The sequence below is a fragment of the Cupriavidus sp. DB3 genome (assembly GCF_020418465.1).
GTDB lineage: Bacteria > Pseudomonadota > Gammaproteobacteria > Burkholderiales > Burkholderiaceae > Cupriavidus > Cupriavidus cauae.
The window spans coordinates 573,205-596,097 of the sequence record NZ_JAIZPL010000004.1 but is presented as its reverse complement, the minus strand read 5'-3'; the positions used below and the strand labels follow the sequence as shown (position 1 = coordinate 596,097).

Genomic DNA, 22,893 nt, shown 5'->3' with positions numbered 1-22,893 from the left:
TTACGCAAGCACCAATATGCGCATCACGACTTCGCGCAGGCCGGCGTGATGCCCTTCTCCTTCGCGTACTGCGCCGCGTTGGCCTTGAACAGCGGGTGGATCAGGCTCTTGTTGCCTTCGATCCAGTCCGACACCACGGTCCACTTGGCGCCGTCCCATTGCTGGATCTTGACCTTGCCCGAGCCCTCGTGGTTTTCGCAGCTGGTCTTGATCTCCGGCAGCAGGCCGGTGGCGCCCAGCTGCTGCAGCCGCGCATTGGTGAGGTTCAGGTTCTCGAAGGCCCAGCGCATCTGCTCGCCGCTCATCGGCTTGCCCTTGCCGAACTTGTTCTGCGCCACGCGGATCGCCTCGACCGTGACCACCGCCGCCGACACGCCGCGGTTGTACAGCACCGAGCCGATCTTGTTGCGGTCCTGCATATTGCCCTTGCCGCCGCCGTAGACCACCTTCTCGATATCGGCGATCAGCGGCACGCCCTTGCCCGCGACGTTCCAGGTCGCGCTCATGTAGCCCTTGGCGGCATCGCCCGCGGGCACGGTGTCTTCCTCGGAGCCGGCCCACCACGAGCCGATCATCTTGTCGCGCGGATAGCCGACCTTCTGCGCGGCCTTCAGCGCGGTCTGATTCATCACGCCCCAGCCCCAGAAGATCACGTAGTCGGGACGCTCCTGCCGGATCCGCAGCCACTGCGCGCCCTGCTCGTTGCCGGGATGCGCGACCGGGATCTCGATCAGGTCGAACTTGTTCAGCTTGGCCTCGGCCTGCAGCGCGACGATGGGCTCCTTGCCGTAGGCCGAGTCGTGGTACAGGTAGACGATCTTCTTGCCGGCCAGCGAACCGCCGCTCTTGCCGGCCAGGTACTTGACGATCGCCGACACCTGCATCTGGTAGGTGGTCACGAGCGGAAAGGCGTAGGGGAACACCGAGCCGTCCACCGCGTCGGTGCGGCCATAGCCCATCATCACCAGCGGCACCTTGTCGGCCGCCGTCTTGTCGACCAGCGCGTACGAGATGCCGGTCGACATCGAATGGTAGGCGGTGCCCCTGGTGGTCGGGTTCTTGCCCTTCAGGCGCTCGTAGCACTCGACGCCCTTGGCGTTGTTGTACTCGGTCTCGCACTCTTCCCAGGTCAGCTTGACGCCGTTGACCCCGCCTTCCTTCAGATTGACGTAGTTCAGATAGTCGATAAAGCCGCCGTACCAGGACTGCCCGTTGGCGCCATACGGCCCGACCCGGTAGCTGGGCAGCGCGATGAACTGCTCGCCGCTCTGGGCCTGCGCCGGCAGCGCCGGCACCAGCAGCGCGGCGGCCGCGCCGACTGCCAGCGCGACGCGCTGGGCATTGCGAATCAGGTTGCTCATCACTGTCTCCTTCACCTTGGCAGGTGCATTGTTATGGCGTTGTTGTCCAACGACCCGTTTGCATGACATCGGCGCGTGCCCCGTCGACACGGCGTCAATGCGGGAACGGCCACAGCCGCAGCTTCTCCTTGCCGATCTGCCAAAGCCGAGCCAGGCCGTGCGGCTCGACGATCAGGAAGAAGATGATCAGGCCGCCGAACACCATCATCTGGATGTGCGACACCGTCGCGTTGGTGAACGGCAGATGCAGCAGCGCGGCCAGCGGCGGCAGCATGTTGTCGAGCAGGATCGGCAGCAGCAGGATGAACGCGGCGCCGAGGAAGGAGCCGAGGATGCTGCCGACCCCGCCGATGATGATCATGAACAGCACGCGGAACGACAGGTCCAGCGAGAAGCCGTCCGGCTCGACCGAGCCCAGGTAGCAGAACGCATACAGCGCGCCGGCCACGCCGCAGTAGAACGAGCTGACGGCAAACGCCAGCAGCTTGGTGCGCATCAGCGGAATGCCGATCACCTCGGCGGCCACGTCCATGTCGCGCACCGACATCCACGCGCGTCCGGTCGACGAGCGCACCAGGTTCTTGGCGACCAGCGCCAGCACCGTGACGATCGCCAGCACGAACAGGTACTTGCGCATCGGCGTGTCGATCGGCAGGCCGAACAGGTCCAGCTGCTGCGCGGTGATCACGCCCGATGAGCTGTTGTTCGAGAACCAGGGGAACTTGGTCAGCGCCCACACCACGAAGAACTGCGCCGCCAGCGTCGCCACCGCCAGGTAGAAGCCCTTGATCCGCAGCGAGGGCAGGCCGAAGGCGACGCCGACCACCGCGGCCGACAGCCCGGCCAGCACGAAAGTCAGCAGCACCGGCAGCCCGTCGATGCGCAGCTGGAAGTTGTAGGCCGCATAGGCGCCCACCGCCATGAAGGCCGCGGTGCCCAGCGACAGCTGCCCCGCGTAGCCGGTCAGGATATTGAGCCCGAGCGCGGCGAGCGAGAAGATCAGGAACGGGATCAGGATCGCCGAGAACCAGTACTCGCTGCCGATCAGCGGCACGCCGACGAAGGCCAGCGCGAGCAGCACGGCGAAGCCGATGCGGTCCTGCCGGATCGGAAAGATCTGGCTGTCGGCGACATAGTCGGTCTTGAACTGGCCGGCTTCACGATAGAACATGGGCGACTCCTTGGCGTCGTGCCACCTGACGGACCGTCACACGCGGTCGATATGTTTTTCGCCGAACAGCCCCTCGGGCCGCACCAGCAGGAACAGCAGCGCGAACACATAGGGGAACCAGCCTTCGATGCCGCCGAAGTTGCCGCCGAACATCGACTGGAACACCGGCGGGATGTAGATCTCCGCCAGCTTCTCCGAGGCGCCGATGATCAGCCCGCCGACGATCGCGCCCGGCACCGAGGTGAAGCCGCCGAGGATCAGCACCGGCAGCGCCTTCAGCGCGGTCAGCGTCAGCGCGAACTGCACGCCATTGCGCGAGCCCCACAGCATGCCGGCCACCAGCGCGACGAAGCCGGCGACGCCCCAGACGATCGCCCAGATATGCTGCAGCGGAATGCCCAGCGACAGCGCGGCCTGGTGGTCGTCGGCGACCGCGCGCAGCGCCCGGCCGACCTTGGTGTACTGGAAGAACAGCGCCAGCGTGGCGACCAGCACGCCGGCGATCGCCGCCGCGGCCAGGTCGAACTTCGAGATCACGATATTGAAGCGGGTCAGGATCGCCTCGATCGGTTCGTCGACGATGCCCAGCTGGATCGGGCGCACCTCGTTGCCGAACAGCAGCGGCCCCAGCCCTTCGAGGAAGAACGACAGGCCGATGGTCGCCATGAACAGCGTGATCGGCGGCTGGTTGACCAGCTTGCGCAGCACGAAGCGTTCGGTGCCGATGCCGACCAGCGTCATCACGAAGAAGGCGCCGATCACGGCCGCCCACATCGGCATGCCCTTGTCCATCAGGCCCACCACGGCCAGCGCGGCGAAATAGACCATCGCGCCCTGCGCGAAGTTGAACACGCCGGAGGCCTTGTAGATCAGCACGAAGCCGAGCGCTACCAGCGAGTACATCAGCCCGGACAGCAGTCCGCCGAGCAGGATTTCGAAGAAGAAGGTCATCGGCGTGGCCTCGGTGAAGGACGGGGGGCGGCGTTGGGCAAGCGAGCGAGCTGGCGGGCGGGCCGTTCAGTGCGACGCGCCCAGGTAGGCGCGGATCACCTCGGGGTTGGACTTGACCTGCTCGGGCGTGCCGTCGCCGATCTTCTTGCCGTAGTCGAGCACCACCACGCGGTCGGAGATGTCCATCACCACGCCCATGTCGTGCTCGATCAGCACGATGGTGGTGCCGAACTGCTGGTTGACGTCGAGGATGAAGCGGCACATGTCCTGCTTTTCCTCGACGTTCATGCCGGCCATCGGCTCGTCGAGCAGCAGCAGCGAGGGCTCGGCGGCCAGCGCGCGCGCCAGCTCGACGCGCTTCTGCAGCCCGTAGGGCAGGCGCCCCACCGGCGTCTTGCGGATCGACTGGATCTCCAGGAAGTCGATCACCTCCTCGACCTTGCGCCGGTGCGCGATCTCCTCGTTGCGGGCCGGTCCCCACCACAGCGCATTGGCCAGCAGGCCGGAGCGGAAGCGCGTGTTGCGACCGGTCATGATGTTGTCGAGCACGGTCATGCCCTTGAACAGCGCGATGTTCTGGAAGGTGCGGGCGATGCCCTGGCGCGCGGCGGCGGTCGGATTCATCTTGCGCCGTTCCTCGCCGCGGAACACGATGCGTCCCTGCTGCGGGTGATAGACGCCGTTGATCACGTTCAGCATCGAACTCTTGCCGGCGCCGTTCGGGCCGATGATCGCGCGGATCTCGTGCTCGCGCACATCGAACGAGATATCGGTCAGCGCCTTGACGCCGCCGAACGCCAGCGAGATATGCTGCAGATCGAGAATCACCTCGCCATGCCGCGTCGATGCCGCGCGCCGGCCCGGCACCGACTCCGCCGCGATCGCCACGCCGCCCTCGGCCAGCGGCTCGCCGGCCGCGCCGGTGCCGGCGCTCGTGCCTGCGCTGGTCCCTGCGCCCGCCCACTCCGGTGAGCCGTCGGCCCGCCGCTCCACGCCTTGCCACGCCATCTGCGTCATCCTCCTGCCCCTGCTATGCCGCTTGCTCGGCGGGCGTTGCCGCGCCGGCCTGCGTTGCCTGCGCGGCCTGCGCCGATCCGGCCGGCGGGAAGCGTTTGGCATCCACCAGCTTCAGCGTCGCGCTGACGCTGCCTTCGCGCCCGTCCTCGAACTTGACGCGCGTCTCGATGAACTGCTCCGGGCGTCCGGCGTACAGCGCGTCGATCAGCACCCCGTACTTCTCCGCGATGAAGCCGCGGCGCACCTTGCGGGTGCGGGTCAGCTCGTCGTCGTCGGGATCGAGCTCCTTGTGCAGGATCAGGAAACGCGCGATCTGCGAGCCCGACAGCGCCGGATCCTTGGCCAGATCGGCATTGACCTGCTCCACGCATTCGGCGATCAGGTCGATCACCTGCGGCTGCGCGGCCAGGTCGATATAGCCGGCGTAGGGCAGGTGGCGCCGTTCGGCCCAGTTGCCGACCGCCTCGAAGTCGATGTTGACGAAGGCGCAGACGCGGTCGCGGCCGGTGCCGAAGGCCACCGCTTCCTTGATGTACGGGAAGAACTTGAGCTTGTTCTCGATGTACTTGGGCGCGAACATCGAGCCGTCCACCAGCTTGCCGACGTCCTTGGCGCGATCGATGATCTTCAGATGGCCGTCGGCGTCGATCACGCCGGCGTCGCCGGTCATGAAATAGCCCTCGTCGTTGATCGCCTCCCGTGTCGCGTCGTCGCGCTTGTAATACGCCTTCAGCAGGCCCACGCCGCGCACCAGCACCTCGCCGTTCTCGGCGATGCGGATCTCCATGCCGGGCGCGGCCGGGCCGACCGAATCGAACTTGACCTGGCCGTCGGGCTGCAGGCAGACATAGGCGCAGGTCTCGGTCTGGCCGTAGAACTGCTTCAGGTTGATGCCGATCGAGCGATAGAAGCGGAACAGGTCCGGACCGATCGCCTCGCCCGCGGTATAGGCCACGCGGATGCGGCTCATGCCGAGCACGTTGCGCAGCGGGCCGTAGACCAGCGATTCGCCCAGCGCGTAGCGCATGCGCTCGAGCAGCGGCACGGGGCGGCGATCGAGGATGTCGGCGCCGCAGCGGCGCGCCGCGTCCATGGCCCAGCCGAACAGCTTGCGCTTGAGCCAGCCGGCGTCCTCCATGCGGATCATCACCTGCGTCAGCAGGCTTTCGTAGATGCGCGGCGGCGCGAAGTAGTAGGTCGGGCCGATCTCGCGCAGATCGGTCATCACGGTCTCGCGCGACTCGGGGCAGTTGACGGTGAAGCCGGCGGCCAGCGCCTGCGCGTACGAGAACAGGTTGTCGCCGACCCAGGCCATCGGCAGGTATGACAGCACGTCGTCGTCGGGACCGAGCCGGTCGAACTCGCAGCCGTGCATCGCCGCGCCGATCAGGCCGCGGTGCGAATGGCAGACGCCCTTGGGCTTGCCGGTGGTGCCCGAGGTGTACAGGATGATCGCGGTATCGTCCGGATCGCCGGCCGCCACGGCCCCGTCGAAGAAGCCCGGATGCGCGCGGTCGTATTCGCGGCCGATCTCCTGCAGGCGCTCGTACGACATCAGCGACGGATGGTCGTAATCGCGCAGCCCGCGCGGGTCTTCGTAGACCAGATGGCGCACCGCGCCACCCTGGGCTGCCAGCTCTTCCTCGACCTCGAGCAGCTTGTCGACCTGCTCCTGGTCCTCGACCACCGCGAAGGCGATTTCGGCATCGCGCAGCACGTAGACCATCTCGCTGGCGATCGCGTCCTGGTACAGCGGCACCGGCACGCCGCCCAGTGCCTGCGCGGCGGTCATGGCCCAGTACAGCCGGGGACGGTTGTCGCCGACCACCGCCAGGTTCATGCCGCGGCCGAAGCCCAGCGCGGCCAGTCCGCAGGCTAACGCACGTACCTCTTGCGCCGCCTGCGACCAGCTGCTCGTCTGCCAGATACCGAGATCCTTCTCGCGATAGGCCGGATGATCCGGCCGCTGCTGCGCGTGCGCCAGCAGCAGTCGCGGGAAGGTCGTTGCCGACCTGTCCTGCATCGCTGTCTCCTGTCCCTCCGACGGGTGGGTTCCCGCCGGTGCCAAGCGCCGGTGCCGATCGTTATACTTGCCCCTGGTCGTCCGAAGGCCAGCAGGCCGCCGCGCGCCAGGGATATCGTGGCCGCGCCTTGAGCGCGGGTCGGTCCGTGGTGAACGTAAGATAGCCGATGCCCCTCCCCCCGGTTGTCACGTCGGTGACAATTCCGGGTTAATCCCTAGCGGAGTCCCCGCCGGACTCCCGACCGGAGCCAAGCAGGCATGCTCAACGACTTTCTCGACCGGTGCATCTGGGCCGCCGACCTCAGCGACGAACAGCGCCAGCGGGTGCGGCAGGCCATGTTCGTGCGCGAATACAACCCCGGCGATTACGTCTGCCACAAGGGCGAAATGGCCGAGCACTGGCTGGGCGTGCTGGAGGGGATCGTCAAGATCACCACGGTGTCGCCATCGGGCAAGTCGGTGACCTTCACCGGCGTGCCGACCGGCGGATGGTTCGGCGAAGGGGCCGCGCTGAAGCAGGAGATCCGCAAGTACGACGTGATGGCGCTGCGCCATTCGCGCATCGCCTTCCTGCCGCGCGAGACCTTCCAATGGCTGCTCGATACCAGCCTGCCCTTCACGCGCTTTCTGCTGACCCAGCTGAACGAGCGGCTCGGCCAGTTCATTGCCGCGGTCGAATACGAGCGGCTGCTCGATATCGACTCGCGCGTGGCGCGCGCGGTGTCGTCGCTGTTCAACGAGCACCTCTATCCGGGCATCGGCACCAAGCTGGAGATTTCGCAGGAGGAGATCGGACTGCTGGCCGGCATTTCGCGCCAGCGGGCGAACCAGGCCCTGAAGGTGCTGGAGCAGCAGGGCCTGGTTCGGGTCGACTATGGCGAGATCGAAGTGCTCGATCTCGAGGGACTGCGCCAGTACGGCGAATGAGGCATCGGATTCAGACCGGCACCTTTTCGGTGGGCACCTTTTCCGTTGGCACCTTTTCGGCCGGCACCTTGCTTGCGGAGGAGGACGGCTCCGACTGCTGGTTCGGTGCGCTGCCGTTGCCGAGCGAACGCCACTGCCGCTGATCGCCCTGCTGGTTTGGCCCGGTCGGGTGAAACACGGGCAAGGATTCGAATTTGCCGTCCTTATAGAGGGTGACGGGCTTGTTGCAGTCGGCCTCCGTCACGTTGGCAAGCCGCGGGAACACGTTCTTGAGATCCTGCCTGAGCGCGTACGCCGCAGCCTGGCGCTGCGAGACCGGATCCGCCGCCACCGGGCCCGAACGCGCCGCGTCCTCGTCCCGCATGATGACGCGGTCCGCGGAGAAGTCGTTCTGGCCCGGTGCGACACGGGCTGCCCGGTCCGCATCGCCTGCCCAGCGATGGAGGTAGGCGAAGGTCGTATTGCCGATCCGCAGATTGCCGGTCAGCTTGAGCAACAGATCTTTCGCCGCGTCGCCTTCGGGCGTGTCCTGGAAACGCAAATCCTCGCGGAGCGCCTGGACGCTTTCCATGACAAGCGGCAGGATTTCGTTCTGGTAGAACCGCCCGAGCGAGCTGTCGAAAACCGTCTGATGCAGTGCCCTGGCATCGCTTTCGACATCCTTCGGCACCTCGGCCAGCTTGATGGTCTTCCAGGCCCACTTCGCCATGTTGCGCTGTCCCAGCGGCACGAAGCGCAATGCCTCGCCATCCTCGCGCGATGCGACCGCAAGCACTTCCTCGCCAGGCGCGTCGCCGGACAGGCGCTCCAGCAGTCCCGGCTTGCGTGTGAAGTGCACCAGCCGTACGCGCGCCGGCAAGGCGGAGCCCGCCGCGCGATCGGCATGCAGGGCCTGCGCCGCCTCGCCATTCACACCGCATTGCCGCACGACCTCGCGCACGAAGGCGGCGAGCCGCTTTCCGGCGAGATGGGGCTTGACCTTCTGCTGGATTTTCTCGATCAGCCTCTCGCGCGCATCCAGCACCGTCGATACCACGGGATCGCCCTTGTCGCGACACACGCCATTCAGGATGGTCTGAAAGCGCTGTGCCGCGGACGCACGGCAGGATGCCATGGCTTTGTCGACCGCGCGGGCAAGGGCGCGCCGCGTTGTCCGGGTCGGCTCCGGCCTGCCCTTCTTCACCGTGCAGATCATCAGCGGCCTGACGTCGTTATCCTGGTCATCCCGGACGATCGCGCTGGCCGACGCTTCCAGCAGCCGGGGCGCTTCGTCTTCGATCGTCGCCACCATGAAACGACCCATCAATTCGGCCATGTTCCGATAATCGCAGCCCTGTCTCTGGCCCTTGGCAATACGCAGCAACCGCTCCATGTCGCGCTGGACGCGCTCCTTCCCGTGCGTTGCGACGCTCGGCGCGTGAAGGCGAAACTCGATGGCATCGCCCCCGCTCTTGAAGGACAGCACCAGGATGTCGCCCTCGATTCTGGTCTTGCTTCGGTCGATATGCGCCAGGCCCACCGGACCGCCCTCGGCACAGCGGATCCACGCATCGATTTCCCCGGGGTTCAGCGGCGCCAGTGATCCCAGCGTGCGTTCCGATATCGCCCGGTTCGTCGGCACCGCGGTGCCGCGCCGGTCGGAGGGGCCCTGGCCGGCTTCGGCGTTCCGCGCCTCGATGTCGGGCCACAGTTCGTCGACGATGCGATCGACATGCGCGCGCATGTCCTTGACCAGGCCAGTCGTGATGGTGGACCCGCTGCGCAGCGCCCGCTCCATGGTGCGCGTGCTGCTGCGGAAGAACAGAAAGTCCATCAACTGCATCAGTCGCGTCTGCACCAACGACTCGCCGTTCTCGAACTCGCGCCGGATGCACAGTTGCCGTGTTTTCCCCTTTGTGGCCCACGTCAGCGTGAAGATGTTCTCGCCGATCTGAAACCTGCCACTCGGCTCTGCCCCGGCGGCGTTCTGCCCCAGGACGCGCTTCACGAAGTCGCCTGGATTGTTCCGCACCTCGTTGTAGAACTGCTCGTAGTCCGTCTTCTTCACCGTTCCGATAAAGGTCGCCATGACTTTCAATCCTCATAGAGTGAATGAGGCGGTCATCGTACGGATCAAGGCCAGACCACTTTTCGGAAAGCGAACGATCCTTTCCCATGCCGTCCGGCCTCGCCGAACGCGTCGTCGCGCGACCTTCGCATTCGGCTTGCGCCGTGCGTCATGCGTCCATCATCGACGGCATGCCGCACGGCCGGCACCACCGCGGTGTGCATGTGGTTGTCGCAACATCACCGCATGGCGCTGGAACAGATCACCCGAGGCGGCGCTGCGAAGGTATCGGGTTTGGCCGGCATGAAGGACCTGCCTCGCGTCGGAGTCGGTGGCCGCTTACGCGTTCCGTTACGCATTCCGTTACGCATTCCGTCACACGGCGCGGTGTCCGTCATGCCGGCAGCGGAACGCTATTTCGCCGCGCTGTAGACGTAGACTCCCCTGCCCGTCTTGCGGCCGAGGTAGCCGGCGGCCACCATCTCGCGCATCAGCATGGCGGGGCGGTACTTCGGATCGGCGAACTCGGCGTACAGCACCTCCATCACGGCCAGCATGGTGTCGAGCCCGATCATGTCCGCCAGCGCCAGCGGGCCGATCGGATGATTGCAGCCCAGCTTCATCCCTTCGTCGATTTCCTCCGGCGAGGCCAGGCCCTCGCCGAGCACGCAGAAGGCCTCGTTGATCATCGGGCACAGGATGCGGTTGACGACGAAGCCCGGGCTGTTCTTCACCGTGATCGGATACTTGCCGAGCTGCTTCGACAGCTGCTCGACCGCCGCGTGCGTGGCGTCGCTGGTCTGCAGGCCGCGGATCAGCTCGACCAGCGCCATCATCGGCACCGGGTTGAAGAAGTGCATGCCGATGAAGCGTTCGGGGCGGCTGATCGCCGCGGCCAGCTTGGTGATCGAGATCGACGAGGTATTGGACGCGACGATGGTGTCCTCGCCGACCAGCGCATCGATCTGCTTCAGGATCTTGAGCTTGAGCTCGTAGTTCTCGGTGGCGGCCTCGATCACGATCTGGGCGGCCTTCAGGTCCTCGTAGGCAGTCGAGCCGCGCACGCGCGCGAGCGCCGCGTTCTTGTCGGCCTCGGTGATCTTGTCCTTCCTGATCAGGCGGTCCAGGCTGCCGGCGATGGTGGCGATGCCCTTGTCGACCGCGGCCTGGCTGATATCGACCATCACGACATCGAGCCCGACCACCGCGCACGCCTGCGCGATGCCGTTGCCCATGGTGCCTGCGCCGATGATGCCGACGGTGTGGATTGTCATGCTGTCTCCCTGCTTGCGGATGGAATGGAAATGGAATGGGTATGGATGCGGATCGCGTGAATGCGGATCGCGTGAATGCGGACGGCGTCAGCCCAGCGCCGCGACGATGCGCGCCGCATGCTGCTGCAACACCGCCGGATCCTGCGGCTCGCTGGCGTGGCCGCGCAGCGGGCGGTCGGCGTAGCGCGGCACGATATGGAAGTGCACGTGCGGTACGGTCTGGCCGGCGGCGGCGCCATTGAACTGGCCGATCGACAGGCCGTCCGGGCCGAACGCGTCGCGCACCGCGCGGGCGATGCGCTGGGTGGTGCGGATCGCGGCCTGAGCGGCGCCTTCGGACAGGTCGAACAGCTCGGCGGCGGCCTCCTTGGGCAGCACCAGCACGTGGCCGTCCGACTGCGGCATGATGTCCATGAAGGCCAGCGTGTCGGCGTCTTCGTAGACCTTGTGGCAAGGCAGCTCGCCTCGCAGGATTCGGGCAAAGATATTGTTCGGGTCGTACACCGTGAGCTCCGGTTCGGGAATGCGCGACTGCGCCGGAATCGCGCCGGGGTCCGCTGGACTGGCTGCGATGGATCGACAGCCCGGCGGCAAGGCAGCGCCGCTTGCGAGTTTAACGCACGGTCGTGCGAATTCGCCGTCCAAGGGCGAGGCAACAGCAGGCCACCGCAGCAAGCGGCCGAAGCAAACGACCGCGCGGGACGTGGCGGTCCCGCGCGGTCGCTCCCCGCAGTCGCCGCCTGTTCGGCGGACGCTACATGTTCCGCCGATACTGTCCGCCAACCTCGAACAGCGCATGCGTGATCTGCCCCAGCGAGCAGACCCGCACCGCGTCCATCAGCACCGCGAACACGTTCTCGTCGTCGATCACCGCCTGGCGCAGCCGCGCCAGCATCGCCGGCGCCGCGTCGGCATGGCGGGCGTGGAATGCCTGCAGCCGCCGCAGCTGGCTCTGCTTCTCGTCCTCGCTGGAGCGTGCCAGTTCGAGCGTGGCCGGGGTCGGATCGCCGTCGGGGTTGCGGAAGGTATTGACGCCGATGATCGGCAGCGAGCCATCGTGCTTGCGCTGCTCGTAGAGCATCGACTCTTCCTGGATCTTGGCGCGCTGGTAGCCGGTCTCCATCGCGCCGAGCACGCCGCCGCGCTCGGCGATCCGCTCGAACTCCTGCAGCACCGCCTCCTCCACCAGGTCGGTCAGTTCCTCGATCAGGAAGCTGCCCTGGTTCGGGTTCTCGCACTTGGCGACGCCCCATTCGCGATTGATGATCAGCTGGATCGCCAGCGCGCGCCGCACCGACTCCGCCGTCGGCGTGGTGATCGCCTCGTCGTAGGCGTTGGTGTGCAGCGAATTGCAGTTGTCGTAGATCGCGATCAGCGCCTGCAGCGTGGTGCGGATGTCGTTGAAGTCGATCTCCTGCGCGTGCAGCGAGCGGCCCGAGGTCTGGATGTGGTACTTCAGCTTCTGGCTGCGCTCGTTGGCGCCGTACTTGTCGCGCAGCGTGACGGCCCAGATGCGGCGCGCGACGCGGCCCAGCACGCTGTACTCGGGGTCCATGCCGTTCGAGAAGAAGAACGACAGGTTGGGCGCGAAGTCGTCGATATGCATGCCGCGGGCCAGATAGGCCTCGACATAGGTGAAGCCGTTGGCCAGCGTGAAGGCCAGCTGCGAGATCGGATTCGCGCCGGCCTCGGCGATGTGATAGCCGGAGATCGACACCGAGTAGAAGTTGCGCACCTGATGATCGACGAAGTACTGCTGGATGTCGCCCATCACCTTCAGCGAGAACTCGGTCGAGAAGATGCAGGTGTTCTGGCCCTGGTCCTCCTTCAGGATGTCGGCCTGCACGGTGCCGCGCACGTTCTGCAGCACCATCGCGCGGATCTTCGCCGCCTCGCCGGCATCGGGCTCGCGGCCCTGCTCGCGGCGGAAGCGGTCGAGCTGCTGATCGATCGCGGTGTTCATGAACATCGCCAGGATCGCCGGCGCCGGGCCGTTGATCGTCATCGACACCGAGGTCTGCGGATCGATCAGGTCGAAGCCGTCGTACAGCACCTTCATGTCGTCGAGCGTCGCGATCGAGACGCCCGAATTGCCGACCTTGCCGTAGATGTCGGGACGCAGGTCCGGATTCTCGCCGTACAGCGTGACCGAATCGAAGGCCGTCGACAGCCGCTTGGCCGGCATGCCCTCGGAAACCAGCTTGAAGCGGCGGTTGGTGCGGAAGGCATCGCCCTCGCCGGCGAACATCCGCGTCGGGTCCTCGTTCTCGCGCTTGAAGGGGAACACGCCCGCGGTGTAGGGGAAATAGCCCGGCAGGTTCTCGCGCATCAGCCAGCGCAGCAGCTCACCCTCGTCGGTAAAGCGCGGCAGCACGACCTTGCGCAGCCGCGTGCCCGACAGCGTGGTGGTCACGAGCCCGGTGCGCAGGTCCTTGCCGCGGATCGTCACCACGTGCTCGTCGCCGCTGTAGGCTTCGCGCAGCGCGGGCCAGCCGGCCAGCAGCGCGCGCTCGGTCTCGCCCAGCGCGCCGTCGCGCGCGGCTTCGAGCGTCTCCAATGCCTGCAAGGCCTGCGGTGCCTGCCGCGCATCGGCGCCCGCGGCAGCCGAGGCCTCCGCCAGCATCCGCCGTGCCTCGCGCAACTGCTGCCGCTCGCGCGCGATCGCGCTCTGCGCCGCAACCCGCTTGTGATACGCCCGCACGGTATCGGCCAGCTCGGCCAGATAGCGGCTGCGCGCCGGCGGCACGATCGCGTTGCGGCCGGTGCTCTGCCGTCCCGCCAGCCGCGGCAGCGTGCCGTCGCGCAGCACCAGGCCGCGCTGGGCCAGCGCCTCGCGCAGGCCCAGGTACAGCATCGTCACGCCGTCGTCGTTGAAGCGCGAGGCCTGGGTGCCGTAGACCGGCATGTCCTCGGCGCGCGCGTGCCATTGCTCGCGGTTGCGCTGCATCTGCTTGGCGACGTCGCGCCACGCGTCCTGCGCGCCCTTGCGGTCGAACTTGTTGATCGCGACGAAGTCGGCGAAGTCCAGCATGTCGATTTTCTCGAGCTGGCTGGCGGCGCCGAACTCGGGCGTCATCACGTACAGCGACAGGTCGACATGGGGCACGATCGCCGCGTCGCCCTGGCCGATGCCCGAGGTCTCGACCACGATCAGGTCGAAGCCGGCGACCTTGCAGGCCGCCAGCGCGTCCGGCAGCGCGCGCGACACCTCGCTGGCGGCATCGCGCGTGGCCAGCGAGCGCATGTAGATCTGCGGATGGTGGATCGCGTTCATGCGGATCCGGTCGCCCAGCAGCGCGCCGCCGGTACGCCGGCGCGAGGGATCGATCGAGATCACGGCGATGCGCAGGCTGTCCTGCTGGTCGAGCCGGAAGCGGCGGATCAGCTCGTCGGTCAGCGACGATTTGCCGGCCCCGCCGGTACCGGTCACGCCGAGCACCGGGGTCGCGATGCCGGCGGCATCCGCATGCAGCGCGGCGGCCAGGGCCGAATCGGCCTTGCCGTTCTCCAGCACGGTGATCCATTGCGCCAGCGCGCGGCGATCGCCCGCGCGCAGCGAGTCCAGCGTCGCGGGCGCATGGCGCGACAGGTCGAAGTCGCAGCGCCGCACCATGTCGGCGATCATGCCGGCCAGGCCCATGCGCTGGCCGTCCTCGGGGCTGTAGATGCGCGCCACGCCGTAGTCCTGCAGCTCGCGGATCTCCGCCGGCACGATCACGCCGCCGCCGCCGCCGAACACCTGGATATGGGCGCCGCCGCGCTCGCGCAGCAGGTCGACCATGTACTTGAAGTATTCGACGTGGCCGCCCTGGTAGCTCGAGACGGCGATGCCCTGCACGTCCTCCTGCAGCGCGGCGGCGACGACCTCCTCGACGGAGCGGTTGTGGCCGAGGTGGATCACCTCGCAGCCCTGCGCCTGCAGGATGCGGCGCATGATGTTGATCGAAGCATCGTGGCCGTCGAACAAGGATGCGGCCGTCACGAAACGGACCTTGTGGGTCGGCGCGCCGGCGGGCGCGGGTGCCGGCGCCACGGTGGCGGCCTCGGCTTCGGCGCCTGCCTTGCGCAGGTCGGACAGATCGGTCATGGTCTCCACCCGGTGAGGCCGGGAGCGGCGGACAGACTGCGCCGCCGAAGCACCGGCCATCGCGTTGTGCGGCCATTGCTGGCCATATTGTCTGGGGTTGCCCGCGCCGGCGGTGCCGCCGGTGGGCCAGTCGATTGTAGGCCCATCCCGCCGGGCGTGACCAGCGGGCAGCAAACGGCACGTGACGCCCCCTGCCTTCGGCTACAATCGAGAACATCCGCCGGGACTCGGACCTCCGGTCGGCACAACAAAGGACACGCACAGCCGGCCGTGTCGACCTATTGAAGGGGATTCCTATGCGGCATTGCGTGCCGTGGCTGCCGCGCCTTGCGCTGCTCGCAGGTCTGATCGGCCTGCCCGCCAGTGCCATCGCGTGGGACTACACGCCCGCGGCCATCTCGGGTCTGACCAGCCTGTACGGCTACCTGACCAACCAGAACGCCACGCTCGAGCGCGCCGCGGCCAAATACCCGTCGCTGCGCAACGACATCCAGCAGGTGCGCAACGCGTTCGACCGCCAGTATCCCGATGCGCTGGCCACGGTGACCCGGCTGTTCCAGGACATTCCGCTGCCCGCCACCGACCGTGCCCGGCTGGCGACCAAGGTGCTGGAAATGGACCGCGAGGCGATGCAGTCGGCGCTGGCCTCCGAGCCCGCGATGCAGGCCTATCTGCAGCGCGTGCGCGAAAGCGCCCAGGGCGACATGGAAAAGGCCTCGCTGCAACTGCTGCTGGCCGCGGTCTACGAGGACAAACCCGCCGCCGAACTGGCCTCGCCGATGGCCAGGACCTACACCACCAGGGGCGTCCGGCAGGCCGGCGCGATCGACCTGATGTTGCGCATGCCGCTGTCCTGGGAGCGCGATGCGGCCCGCGAAAAGCTGCTGCCGGACAACGCGATCTTTGCCTTCACCAGCCAGGGCGGCAACGGCCTGTCGACCATCGATCTGCTGGCGCGCCCGCTGCCGAAGGACGGGGCCAGGGAAGGATCGAAGGAAGGCGCGAAGGAAGGCGGGAAGGAAGGCGGGAAGGAAGGCTCGGGCGCTGTGGCCGCCGCGCGCGCGGCCGAGGAACTGAAGGCGCTGACCGGCGCCAGCGCCAAGGTGATCGCCCAGGGCACCGTACGGCTGGCGAATCACCGCGCCAACTGGGCCAGCTTTTCCATCGCCAGCGACGGTGGCCGCCTGCAGTACGGCCGCGTCTGGTGGGTACCGCTGCCGGAGGCCGGCCAGACCGCAGTGCTGCTGTGCCGCACGCCGTCGCTGGCGCCGCAGGCCGCCGACAACGAGCGGCAGCGGCTGGAGCCGTTGTGGCAGGCGGTCGCCGCCACGCTGTCGTCCGCGACGCCGGCGCGCTGAGCGCCGCCGGGCCGCGCTCCATCCTTCCGGCCCATACGCTCCAAACGTTCAAACGTTCCAAACGCTGCGAGGGCTTCGAGCGCTTCGAGCGCTTCGAGCGCTTCGAGCGCTTCGAGCGCTTGGAACGCTTCGAACGCTTCAATCGCTTCGACCCATTCCCGCTAGCGCGACAGATGCCGTGCCGGCCACCAGCCGGCGGACGGCTCCGGCAGCCGTATCGGGTCGGGCCGCGGCCGCGGGCGCAGCAGGGCGAGCAGCCCGCGCCATGACAGCGGCGCCGACTGCTGGGCCACCGTGAAGCGCGCCCCCGGCGCGTCGGCCGAGATCCATACCCAGGCGCCCTCGGGCAGGTCGAACGACTGGCCCGGCGCCAGCCAGACATCGCCGCGCTGCCCTTCCACCGTCAACCAGATGTTCCCGTCGCGCGCGACGATGCGCTGGCCCAGCCGCGCGCGCCAGCTGACCGGCGTGCCGGCCTGGTCCAGTTCGAAATCCCTGAGTTCCTGCATGGTGGCTGCTCCTGTCGATGGGCATCGAGCGGAGCCGGCTCGTCCGGCCCGCCGCCTGCCGGTCACGCAGCGGCGGGACCGGATGTTGTCCAGGCGGGCATGGTCGGCGCCGATGGTCCTGAAGCCTTTCGGTATTTCGCGGCGGTTTTTTGCCCGCTGCGCCGGGCCTCTTGCCAATGTGGGCGACCGCACGGACGGCCGCGCCACGGCGTGCTTCGATGCACGATTTCATTATGGACGGCCGGCGCGGCCATCAAAGGGACAGTTCCGAACAGTTTCCCAGGTACTGTTCCGGCGTTTTTTCTGACAGTTGGGGCGCTGGGCGGCGGAGGCCCTGCCGACGAGGCGGTGACGAGGCTGGACCCGCGACGCCCTGTCGAGGCCCCGACGAGGCCGGACCGACGACGCCCTGACGAGCCCCTGACGAGCCCCTGACGACGCCCGTTCGACGAGGCCCTGGCGAGCCCTACCGATGCAGCACGGCGTTGCGCCGCGCATAGCCGAAATAGATCACCAGGCCCAGCGCCAGCCACAGCAGGAAGGCTACCCAGGTGAACGGCTGCAGATGCGCCATCAGGAACAGGCAGAAGCCGACCGACAGCAGCGGCACCACCGGCACGCCCGGGCAGCGGAAGGTGCGCGGCAGGTCCGGCCGGGTCTTGCGCAGCACCAGCACCGCGATCGAGATCAGCGCGAAGGCCGACAGCGTGCCGATATTGATCAGCTCGGCCAGCACGTTCAGCGGCACCAGGCCGGCGATCGACGAGAACACGATGCCGACCGCCCACGTCGCCTGGAACGGCGTCGCGTGCACCGGATGCACCCGCGACAGCCGGGCCGGCAGCAGCCCGTCGCGCGACATCGCGAACAGGATGCGGGTCTGGCCGTAGGTCATCACCAGGATCACCGTGGTCATGCCGAGGATCGCGCCGAGGTCGACGAAGCCGGCAACCCAGTTCTCGCCGGCGTACTGCAGCGCCAGCGAAACCGGATGGTCGATGCCCTCGAACTTCGGGAACGGCACGATGCCGGTCATGATCGCCGCCACCGCGACATACAGCAGCGTGCAGACCGCCAGCGACCCAATGATGCCGATCGGCAGGTCGCGGCGCGGATTGCGCACCTCCTCGGCCGCCGAGGTCACCGCATCGAAGCCGATGAAGGCGAAGAACACCAGCGCGGCGGCATTGACGATGCCGGCGAAGCCGAACGGCGCGTAGGGTTGCCAGTTGACCGGCTTGACGTGCCAGACGCCGACCGCGATGAACAGCAGCACCACCGCGACCTTGATCGCCACCATGATGTTGTTGACCCGTGCCGACTCCCGCACGCCATACGACACCACCCAGGTGATCGCCAGCATGATCAGCACCGCCGGCAGGTTCAGCACGGTCTGCACGCCCGGCACCGCGCCGGGCGCGGCGGTCAGCGCCGCCGGCAGTTGCCCGCCGAAGCCCGACAGCAGGGACTGGAAGTAGCCCGACCAGCCGACCGACACCGCCGAGGTCGCCAGCCCGTATTCGAGCAGCAGGTCCCAGCCGATCATCCAGGCGACGATCTCGCCCAGCGTGGCGTAGCTGTAGGTGTAGATCGAGCCGGACACCGGGATCGCGGTCGCGAATTCGGCGTAGCAGAGCGCGGCGAAACCGCAGGCGAGCGCGGCGATCACGAAGGACAGCGTCAGCGCCGGGCCCGCGGTCAGCGCGCCGGTACCGGTCAGCACGAAGATGCCGGTGCCGATGATGGCGCCGATGCCCATCATCACCAGGTCGACCGGGCCGAGCACCTTTTTCAAGCCATCGTCGCGGCTCGCGGCCAGCATCGTTTCGATGTCCTTGGTGCGGAACAAGCTCATGAAGGGATCTCCTGCATTGGCGGCATCCGCCCGGGGTCGGCCGGGCGGTGTCGCCAGGATCGAGTTTGGCCGGCCCGTGGATGACCGGTCGCCAATGCCCGCGGGCGCCACCGCCTGGGTGGACGCGCAGGGCCGCCCGCGGCTCGGCAAGGTGGGCCGGCCGGGGCAAAAAAGGCGCCTAGTTTATCGAACCGCTCTGGCCAAACCGTCACTTATGGAGGCGGGCTTCGGGGTTCGGAGCAGAAGAAGGGAGCGGGAGGTGGGGTGGGAGTTTTCGCTCCCCTCTCCCGCAGCGGGGAGAGGAGAGGGATCGGCGCGGGGCGTCCGCGCCGGCGCTGCCTTACTGCACGTCCTTCAGCACCTGCCGCACCGTCTCGAACAGCTCGGCGATCTGCGCCTCGGTGACGATCAGCGGCGGCGAGAAGGCCAGGATGTCGCCGGTGTACCGCACCAGCACGCCGCGCTCCAGGCACTTGAGGAAGACCTCGTAGCCGCGCGCGCCCGGCTGTCCCGGCCGCGGCTCGAGCTCGATGCCGGCCACCAGGCCCAGGTTGCGGATGTCCTTGACGTGCGGAGCGCCGCGCACGCCGTGCGCGGCCTCCTCGAACAGCGGCGCCAGCTTCGCGGCGCGCCCGAACAGGTCCTCGCTGCGATACAGGTCCAGCGTGGCGATCGCCGCGGCAGCCGCCAGCGGGTGGCCCGAATAGGTATAGCCGTGCGGCAGCTCGATCGCGCCGGCGGCGGCGGCGTCGATCACCGTGTCGTGGACCTCGCGCCGGACCGCCACCGCGCCCATCGGCACGGCCGCGTTGTTGATCGCCTTGGCCATCGTGATCAGGTCCGGCGTGACCTTGAAGCGCTCGGCCGCGGTGGCCGCGCCCAGCCGGCCGAAGGCGGTGATCACCTCGTCGAAGATCAGCAGGATGCCATGCTTGCTGGTGATCTCGCGCAGCCGCTCCAGGTAGCCGACCGGCGGCACCAGCACGCCGGCCGAGCCCGCCAGCGGCTCGACGATGACGGCGGCGACGTTGGACGGATCGTGCAGCGCGATGATCCGCTCGAGATCGTCGGCCAGATGCGCGCCCCAGGTCGGCTGGCCCTTGGAGAAGGCCGCCTCGGCGATATTCAGCGTGGCCGGCAGATGGTCGGTGCCCGGCATGAGATTGGCCGAGAAGGCCTTGCGGTTCGGGCCGATGCCGCCGACCGCCATGCCGCCGAAGCCGACGCCGTGATAGCCGCGCTCGCGGCCGATGAAGCGGGTGCGTTGCCCCTCGCCGCGGGCGCGGTGATAGGCCAGCGCGATCTTCAGCGCGGTATCGACCGATTCGGAGCCCGAGTTGGTGAAGAAGATGCGGTCCAGGCCCGAGGGCATGATCGCCGCGACCTTGCTGGCCGCCTCGAACGACAGCGGATGGCCCATCTGGAACGGCGGCGCATAGTCCAGCGTCTGCACCTGGTGCGCGATCGCGTCGGCGATCTCCTTGCGGCAGTGCCCGGCCGCCACGCACCACAGGCCGGCGCAGCCGTCGAGGATCTTGCGGCCGTCGTGGGTCGTGTAATACATGCCGCTGGCCGAGGCCAGCAGCCGCGGCGCCGCCTTGTACTGGCGGTTCGCGGTGAACGGCATCCACAGCGCATCGAGATCGGGAATCACGGTCTTGGCGGCGTCCATTACTTCCTCCTTGGGTTCGTCCTGGCTTGGTCGGGCTGGGTCCGGGGCCTTGTGCAGGGCCTGGTCCGGTCGGTTCGGGATGTCGCGCCGCCGGGCAACAGCGGCCGATGGCGCGGGATAGCGATCCGGCCACTGTAGCGAGCCCGGCGCTCCCTAAAAATATACGGTTGTGAAATGCTCGCCTTACCGTACTGATTTTGCGGCTCGAACCGTACAGGTCAATCCCAGTCCCGGCGCCGCGGCATCATCGCGATGCGCCCGTATCCGCCGGAAGCATGCGGCATCGCGGCATGGCCGGGGTGGCCGGCAGCGCCCCTCGCCGCGCTTGAACTGTACAGGCATCCCCCGCACAATGCGGTCGCATGATCCAGCTCGAATTGACCCGCAGCCGCCGCGGCGGCGACACGCTGACCGAACAGATCGTCGCCGGCATCGCGGCGCTGGTCGACCGGCGCGCCCTGCGCCCCGGCATCGCGGTGCCCTCGGTGCGGCGTTTCGCCGCCCAGCATGGCGTCAGCACCTTTACGGTGGCCGAGGCCTACGGCCGGCTGACCGCGCTCGGCTACCTGGCCGCGCGCGCGGGCTCGGGCTACACGGTCGCGCATCGCCAGGCCAGCACCGAGCAGGCGCCGAGCCCACGCTGGGAAACCCCTGCCCTGAATGCAGCGTGGCTGCTGTCGGACGTGTTCGCCGACCATTCGGTGCCGATCAAGGCCGGCGCCGGCTGGCTGCCCGGCGACTGGCTCAACGAGGAAGGGCTGCACCAGGCCATCCGCGCCGCCGCCCGCGTGCCGGCCGGGCAGGTGTCGGGCTACGGCCATCCCTACGGCTTCGCCGCGCTGCGCGAGCACATCGCCACGCGGCTCGCGCAGTACGGCATGCCGATGCAGGCGCAGCAGGTGGTGCTGACGCAGGGCGCGACGCAGGCGCTGGACCTGGTGGTGCGCACGCTGCTGCGCGCCGGCGATACGGTGCTGGTCGAGGACCCGTGCTACTGCAATCTGCTGCAGATCCTGCGGCTGGCCGGGCTGAAGGTGGTGGGCGTACCGCGTGGCGCGGCGGGGCTGGATACCGACGCGCTCGACGCGGCCATCCGCCGGCACAGGCCGCGCGCGCTGTTCGTCAACACGGTGCTGCAGAACCCGACCGGCGGCACGCTGACCAGCATGAACGCGCACCGCGTGCTGCAGCTGGCCGAGCAGCACCGGCTGCTGGTGGTCGAGGACGATATCTATCGCGAGCTGGCTCCCGCCGGCGCGCCGATGCTGGCGGCGATGGACGGGCTGTCGCATGTGGTCTACGTCAACGGCTTCTCGAAGACCATCACGCCGTCGCTGCGGGTCGGCTATCTGGCGGCCAGCCCGGAACTGGCCAAGGCCTTCGCCCGCACCAAGATGGCGGTGGGGCTCACTTCCTCGGAGGTCACCGAGCGGCTGGTCTATGCGGTGCTGACCGGCGGCCACTACGCGCGCCACGTCGACGCGCTGGCCGCGCGGCTGCGCGCGCAGCAGGACCGCGTCACCGAGAAGATGGAGGCGCACGGCCTCGAAGTGCTGCTGCGCCCGGAAGGCGGCATGTTCGCCTGGGCACGGGTACGTGGAGCGCCCGACGGCGCGGCCGCGGCCGCGCAGGGGCTGTCCGGCGGCCAGCTGGCGACGCGCGCGCTGTCGCACGGCGTGTGGCTGGCGCCCGGCAGCTATTTCGCGCCGGACGAGACCGATTCGCCGTGGATCCGCTTCAATGTCGCGACCAGCGATGCGCCGGCGCTGTGGGAGTTCTTCGATGGCGTGCGCGGCGGCAGCTAGCCGCGCACGCTTTGGCGCCCGGCAGGCCCGGAGCGGCCCCGAAGCGGGTCTCCAAGCAAGCCCCAGGCAGTGGGCCCGGGAGAGGCCGGGACCGGCCGAGTCCGGCCGGGAATGGGCCCGCGGAGAGGTCGGGGCCCGGACGCGGGCGCCCGGAGGCAGCGCTCAGAAGCGGTAACGCACGTAACCGGTGTAGAAGTTGGTACCCGGGTTCGGCCGCTTGATGCTGGCATTCGAGATGTGCTGGAAGCGGAAACCCGCCTCGGCACGCTTCTGCGGACCGAAGGCCACGCCCACGCCGACCATGTCCGAGAACTGGAAGGCGGTGCTGTAGTCGTGCGAGTCCGAAGTCGAGGTGGCGCTCATCAGGCGCAGGCCCACCGACAGCTCGGCGAACGGCACCACGCTCCAGCCGTGCTTCTCGACGCGCAGGATCGGCGAGAAGCCGAGTTCGGTCACGTCGCGGCGGTTGTTGCCGCTGCGCGCGTTCCAGCGCGCCAGTTCGACTTCCCATTGCAGCTTGGCCAGCCAGCCCTGCGGATTGCCGTAGGCGAAGCCCGAATCCCAGTTCAGGCCCACCTCGTACTTGTTCAGGCCGTGGCCGGGGTCGCGGCCGTAGGCCACATGGACGGCGGGGTCGGCCTGGGCGGGCGCCGCGGCGATCAGCGCTGCTGCGGCGCAGCAAAAGGCGGCCGAGCGGCGCAGCGAACGCGCCGTGCGTTCTTGTTGTCGTGTCATGGTCGAGGGGAGAGGAGGAGTTGAAAGATGCCGGCGAAGGCACTGGCACAGTCCGTGCCAGGCAGGAAACGCCACCCGCATCGGCGCCGCGCGAACGGGCT

16 protein-coding genes are annotated in these 22,893 nt (G+C 68.1%); 3 read left to right on the top strand and 13 right to left on the bottom strand.

All coding sequences use genetic code 11. From position 1 onward, the window contains the following. Positions 1–23: 23 nt before the first annotated feature. From K7G19_RS16110 to K7G19_RS16090, 5 genes are all read right to left on the bottom strand, one after another. A complete protein-coding gene (locus tag K7G19_RS16110) occupies positions 24–1,361 on the bottom strand; it encodes an ABC transporter substrate-binding protein (RefSeq protein ID WP_149317170.1) in 1,338 nt (445 codons plus the stop codon). A gap of 94 nt (positions 1,362–1,455) precedes the next feature. After that, positions 1,456–2,532 carry a branched-chain amino acid ABC transporter permease gene (locus tag K7G19_RS16105; protein ID WP_149317171.1) on the bottom strand — a complete coding sequence of 359 codons (1,077 nt, stop codon included), beginning with the start codon at positions 2,530–2,532 and terminating at the stop codon, positions 1,456–1,458. A 36-nt stretch (positions 2,533–2,568) separates the two neighbouring features. Further along, positions 2,569–3,483 carry a branched-chain amino acid ABC transporter permease gene (locus tag K7G19_RS16100; protein ID WP_149317172.1) on the bottom strand — a complete coding sequence of 305 codons (915 nt, stop codon included), beginning with the start codon at positions 3,481–3,483 and terminating at the stop codon, positions 2,569–2,571. A 66-nt stretch (positions 3,484–3,549) separates the two neighbouring features. Further along, on the bottom strand, positions 3,550–4,500 hold the full coding sequence (locus tag K7G19_RS16095; protein WP_149317173.1) for an ABC transporter ATP-binding protein: 951 nt from the start codon (positions 4,498–4,500) through the stop codon (positions 3,550–3,552). 13 nt (positions 4,501–4,513) lie between these two features. Further along, the gene (locus K7G19_RS16090) at positions 4,514–6,523 is read right to left on the bottom strand and encodes a long-chain fatty acid--CoA ligase (protein ID WP_226108117.1); all 2,010 of its coding nucleotides are present in this window, start codon (positions 6,521–6,523) and stop codon (positions 4,514–4,516) included. A gap of 258 nt (positions 6,524–6,781) precedes the next feature. On the opposite strand from K7G19_RS16090, the gene K7G19_RS16085 reads away from it, so the two are divergent. Beyond that, positions 6,782–7,450, top strand: coding sequence for a Crp/Fnr family transcriptional regulator (locus K7G19_RS16085; RefSeq protein ID WP_006578248.1), 669 nt, complete (start codon positions 6,782–6,784; stop codon positions 7,448–7,450). Between the two features lie 10 nt (positions 7,451–7,460). Here K7G19_RS16085 and K7G19_RS16080 read toward each other — a convergent pair whose 3' ends face one another. From K7G19_RS16080 to icmF, 4 genes are all read right to left on the bottom strand, one after another. After that, positions 7,461–9,518 carry a hypothetical protein gene (locus K7G19_RS16080; RefSeq protein ID WP_226108115.1) on the bottom strand — a complete coding sequence of 686 codons (2,058 nt, stop codon included), beginning with the start codon at positions 9,516–9,518 and terminating at the stop codon, positions 7,461–7,463. A gap of 392 nt (positions 9,519–9,910) precedes the next feature. Then, a complete protein-coding gene (locus K7G19_RS16075; protein ID WP_150084045.1) occupies positions 9,911–10,771 on the bottom strand; it encodes a 3-hydroxybutyryl-CoA dehydrogenase in 861 nt (286 codons plus the stop codon). 87 nt (positions 10,772–10,858) lie between these two features. After that, entirely contained in the window at positions 10,859–11,275 is a 417-nt protein-coding gene (locus K7G19_RS16070; RefSeq protein WP_226108113.1) for an HIT family protein, read from the bottom strand. Positions 11,276–11,525: 250 nt separating this feature from the next. Next, positions 11,526–14,858 (bottom strand): fused isobutyryl-CoA mutase/GTPase IcmF, encoded by a 3,333-nt coding sequence (gene icmF / locus K7G19_RS16065; protein WP_226108111.1) that lies wholly within the window; start codon positions 14,856–14,858, stop codon positions 11,526–11,528. Between the two features lie 281 nt (positions 14,859–15,139). Between icmF and K7G19_RS16060 the strand changes: the two genes are divergently transcribed. Beyond that, complete coding sequence (locus K7G19_RS16060) at positions 15,140–16,216, top strand: hypothetical protein (protein WP_226108109.1); 1,077 nt, start codon at positions 15,140–15,142, stop codon at positions 16,214–16,216. A gap of 161 nt (positions 16,217–16,377) precedes the next feature. On the opposite strand, the gene K7G19_RS16055 is transcribed toward K7G19_RS16060, so the two are convergent. The 3 genes from K7G19_RS16055 to K7G19_RS16045 all read right to left on the bottom strand — a co-directional run bounded on the left by K7G19_RS16055 (position 16,378) and on the right by K7G19_RS16045 (position 20,252). Then, complete coding sequence (locus tag K7G19_RS16055; RefSeq protein ID WP_226108107.1) at positions 16,378–16,725, bottom strand: DUF2917 domain-containing protein; 348 nt, start codon at positions 16,723–16,725, stop codon at positions 16,378–16,380. A 466-nt stretch (positions 16,726–17,191) separates the two neighbouring features. Next, positions 17,192–18,580, bottom strand: coding sequence for an amino acid permease (locus K7G19_RS16050; RefSeq protein WP_226108105.1), 1,389 nt, complete (start codon positions 18,578–18,580; stop codon positions 17,192–17,194). A 340-nt stretch (positions 18,581–18,920) separates the two neighbouring features. Next, positions 18,921–20,252, bottom strand: coding sequence for an aspartate aminotransferase family protein (locus K7G19_RS16045; RefSeq protein WP_226108103.1), 1,332 nt, complete (start codon positions 20,250–20,252; stop codon positions 18,921–18,923). A 362-nt stretch (positions 20,253–20,614) separates the two neighbouring features. Here K7G19_RS16045 and K7G19_RS16040 point away from each other — a divergent pair, with 362 nt between their 5' ends. Beyond that, positions 20,615–22,057 (top strand): PLP-dependent aminotransferase family protein, encoded by a 1,443-nt coding sequence (locus tag K7G19_RS16040; protein ID WP_226108101.1) that lies wholly within the window; start codon positions 20,615–20,617, stop codon positions 22,055–22,057. 162 nt (positions 22,058–22,219) lie between these two features. Here the strand turns inward: K7G19_RS16040 and K7G19_RS16035 are convergent, their stop codons facing one another. Then, complete coding sequence (locus tag K7G19_RS16035) at positions 22,220–22,792, bottom strand: acyloxyacyl hydrolase (RefSeq protein WP_226108099.1); 573 nt, start codon at positions 22,790–22,792, stop codon at positions 22,220–22,222. Positions 22,793–22,893 lie beyond the last annotated feature (101 nt).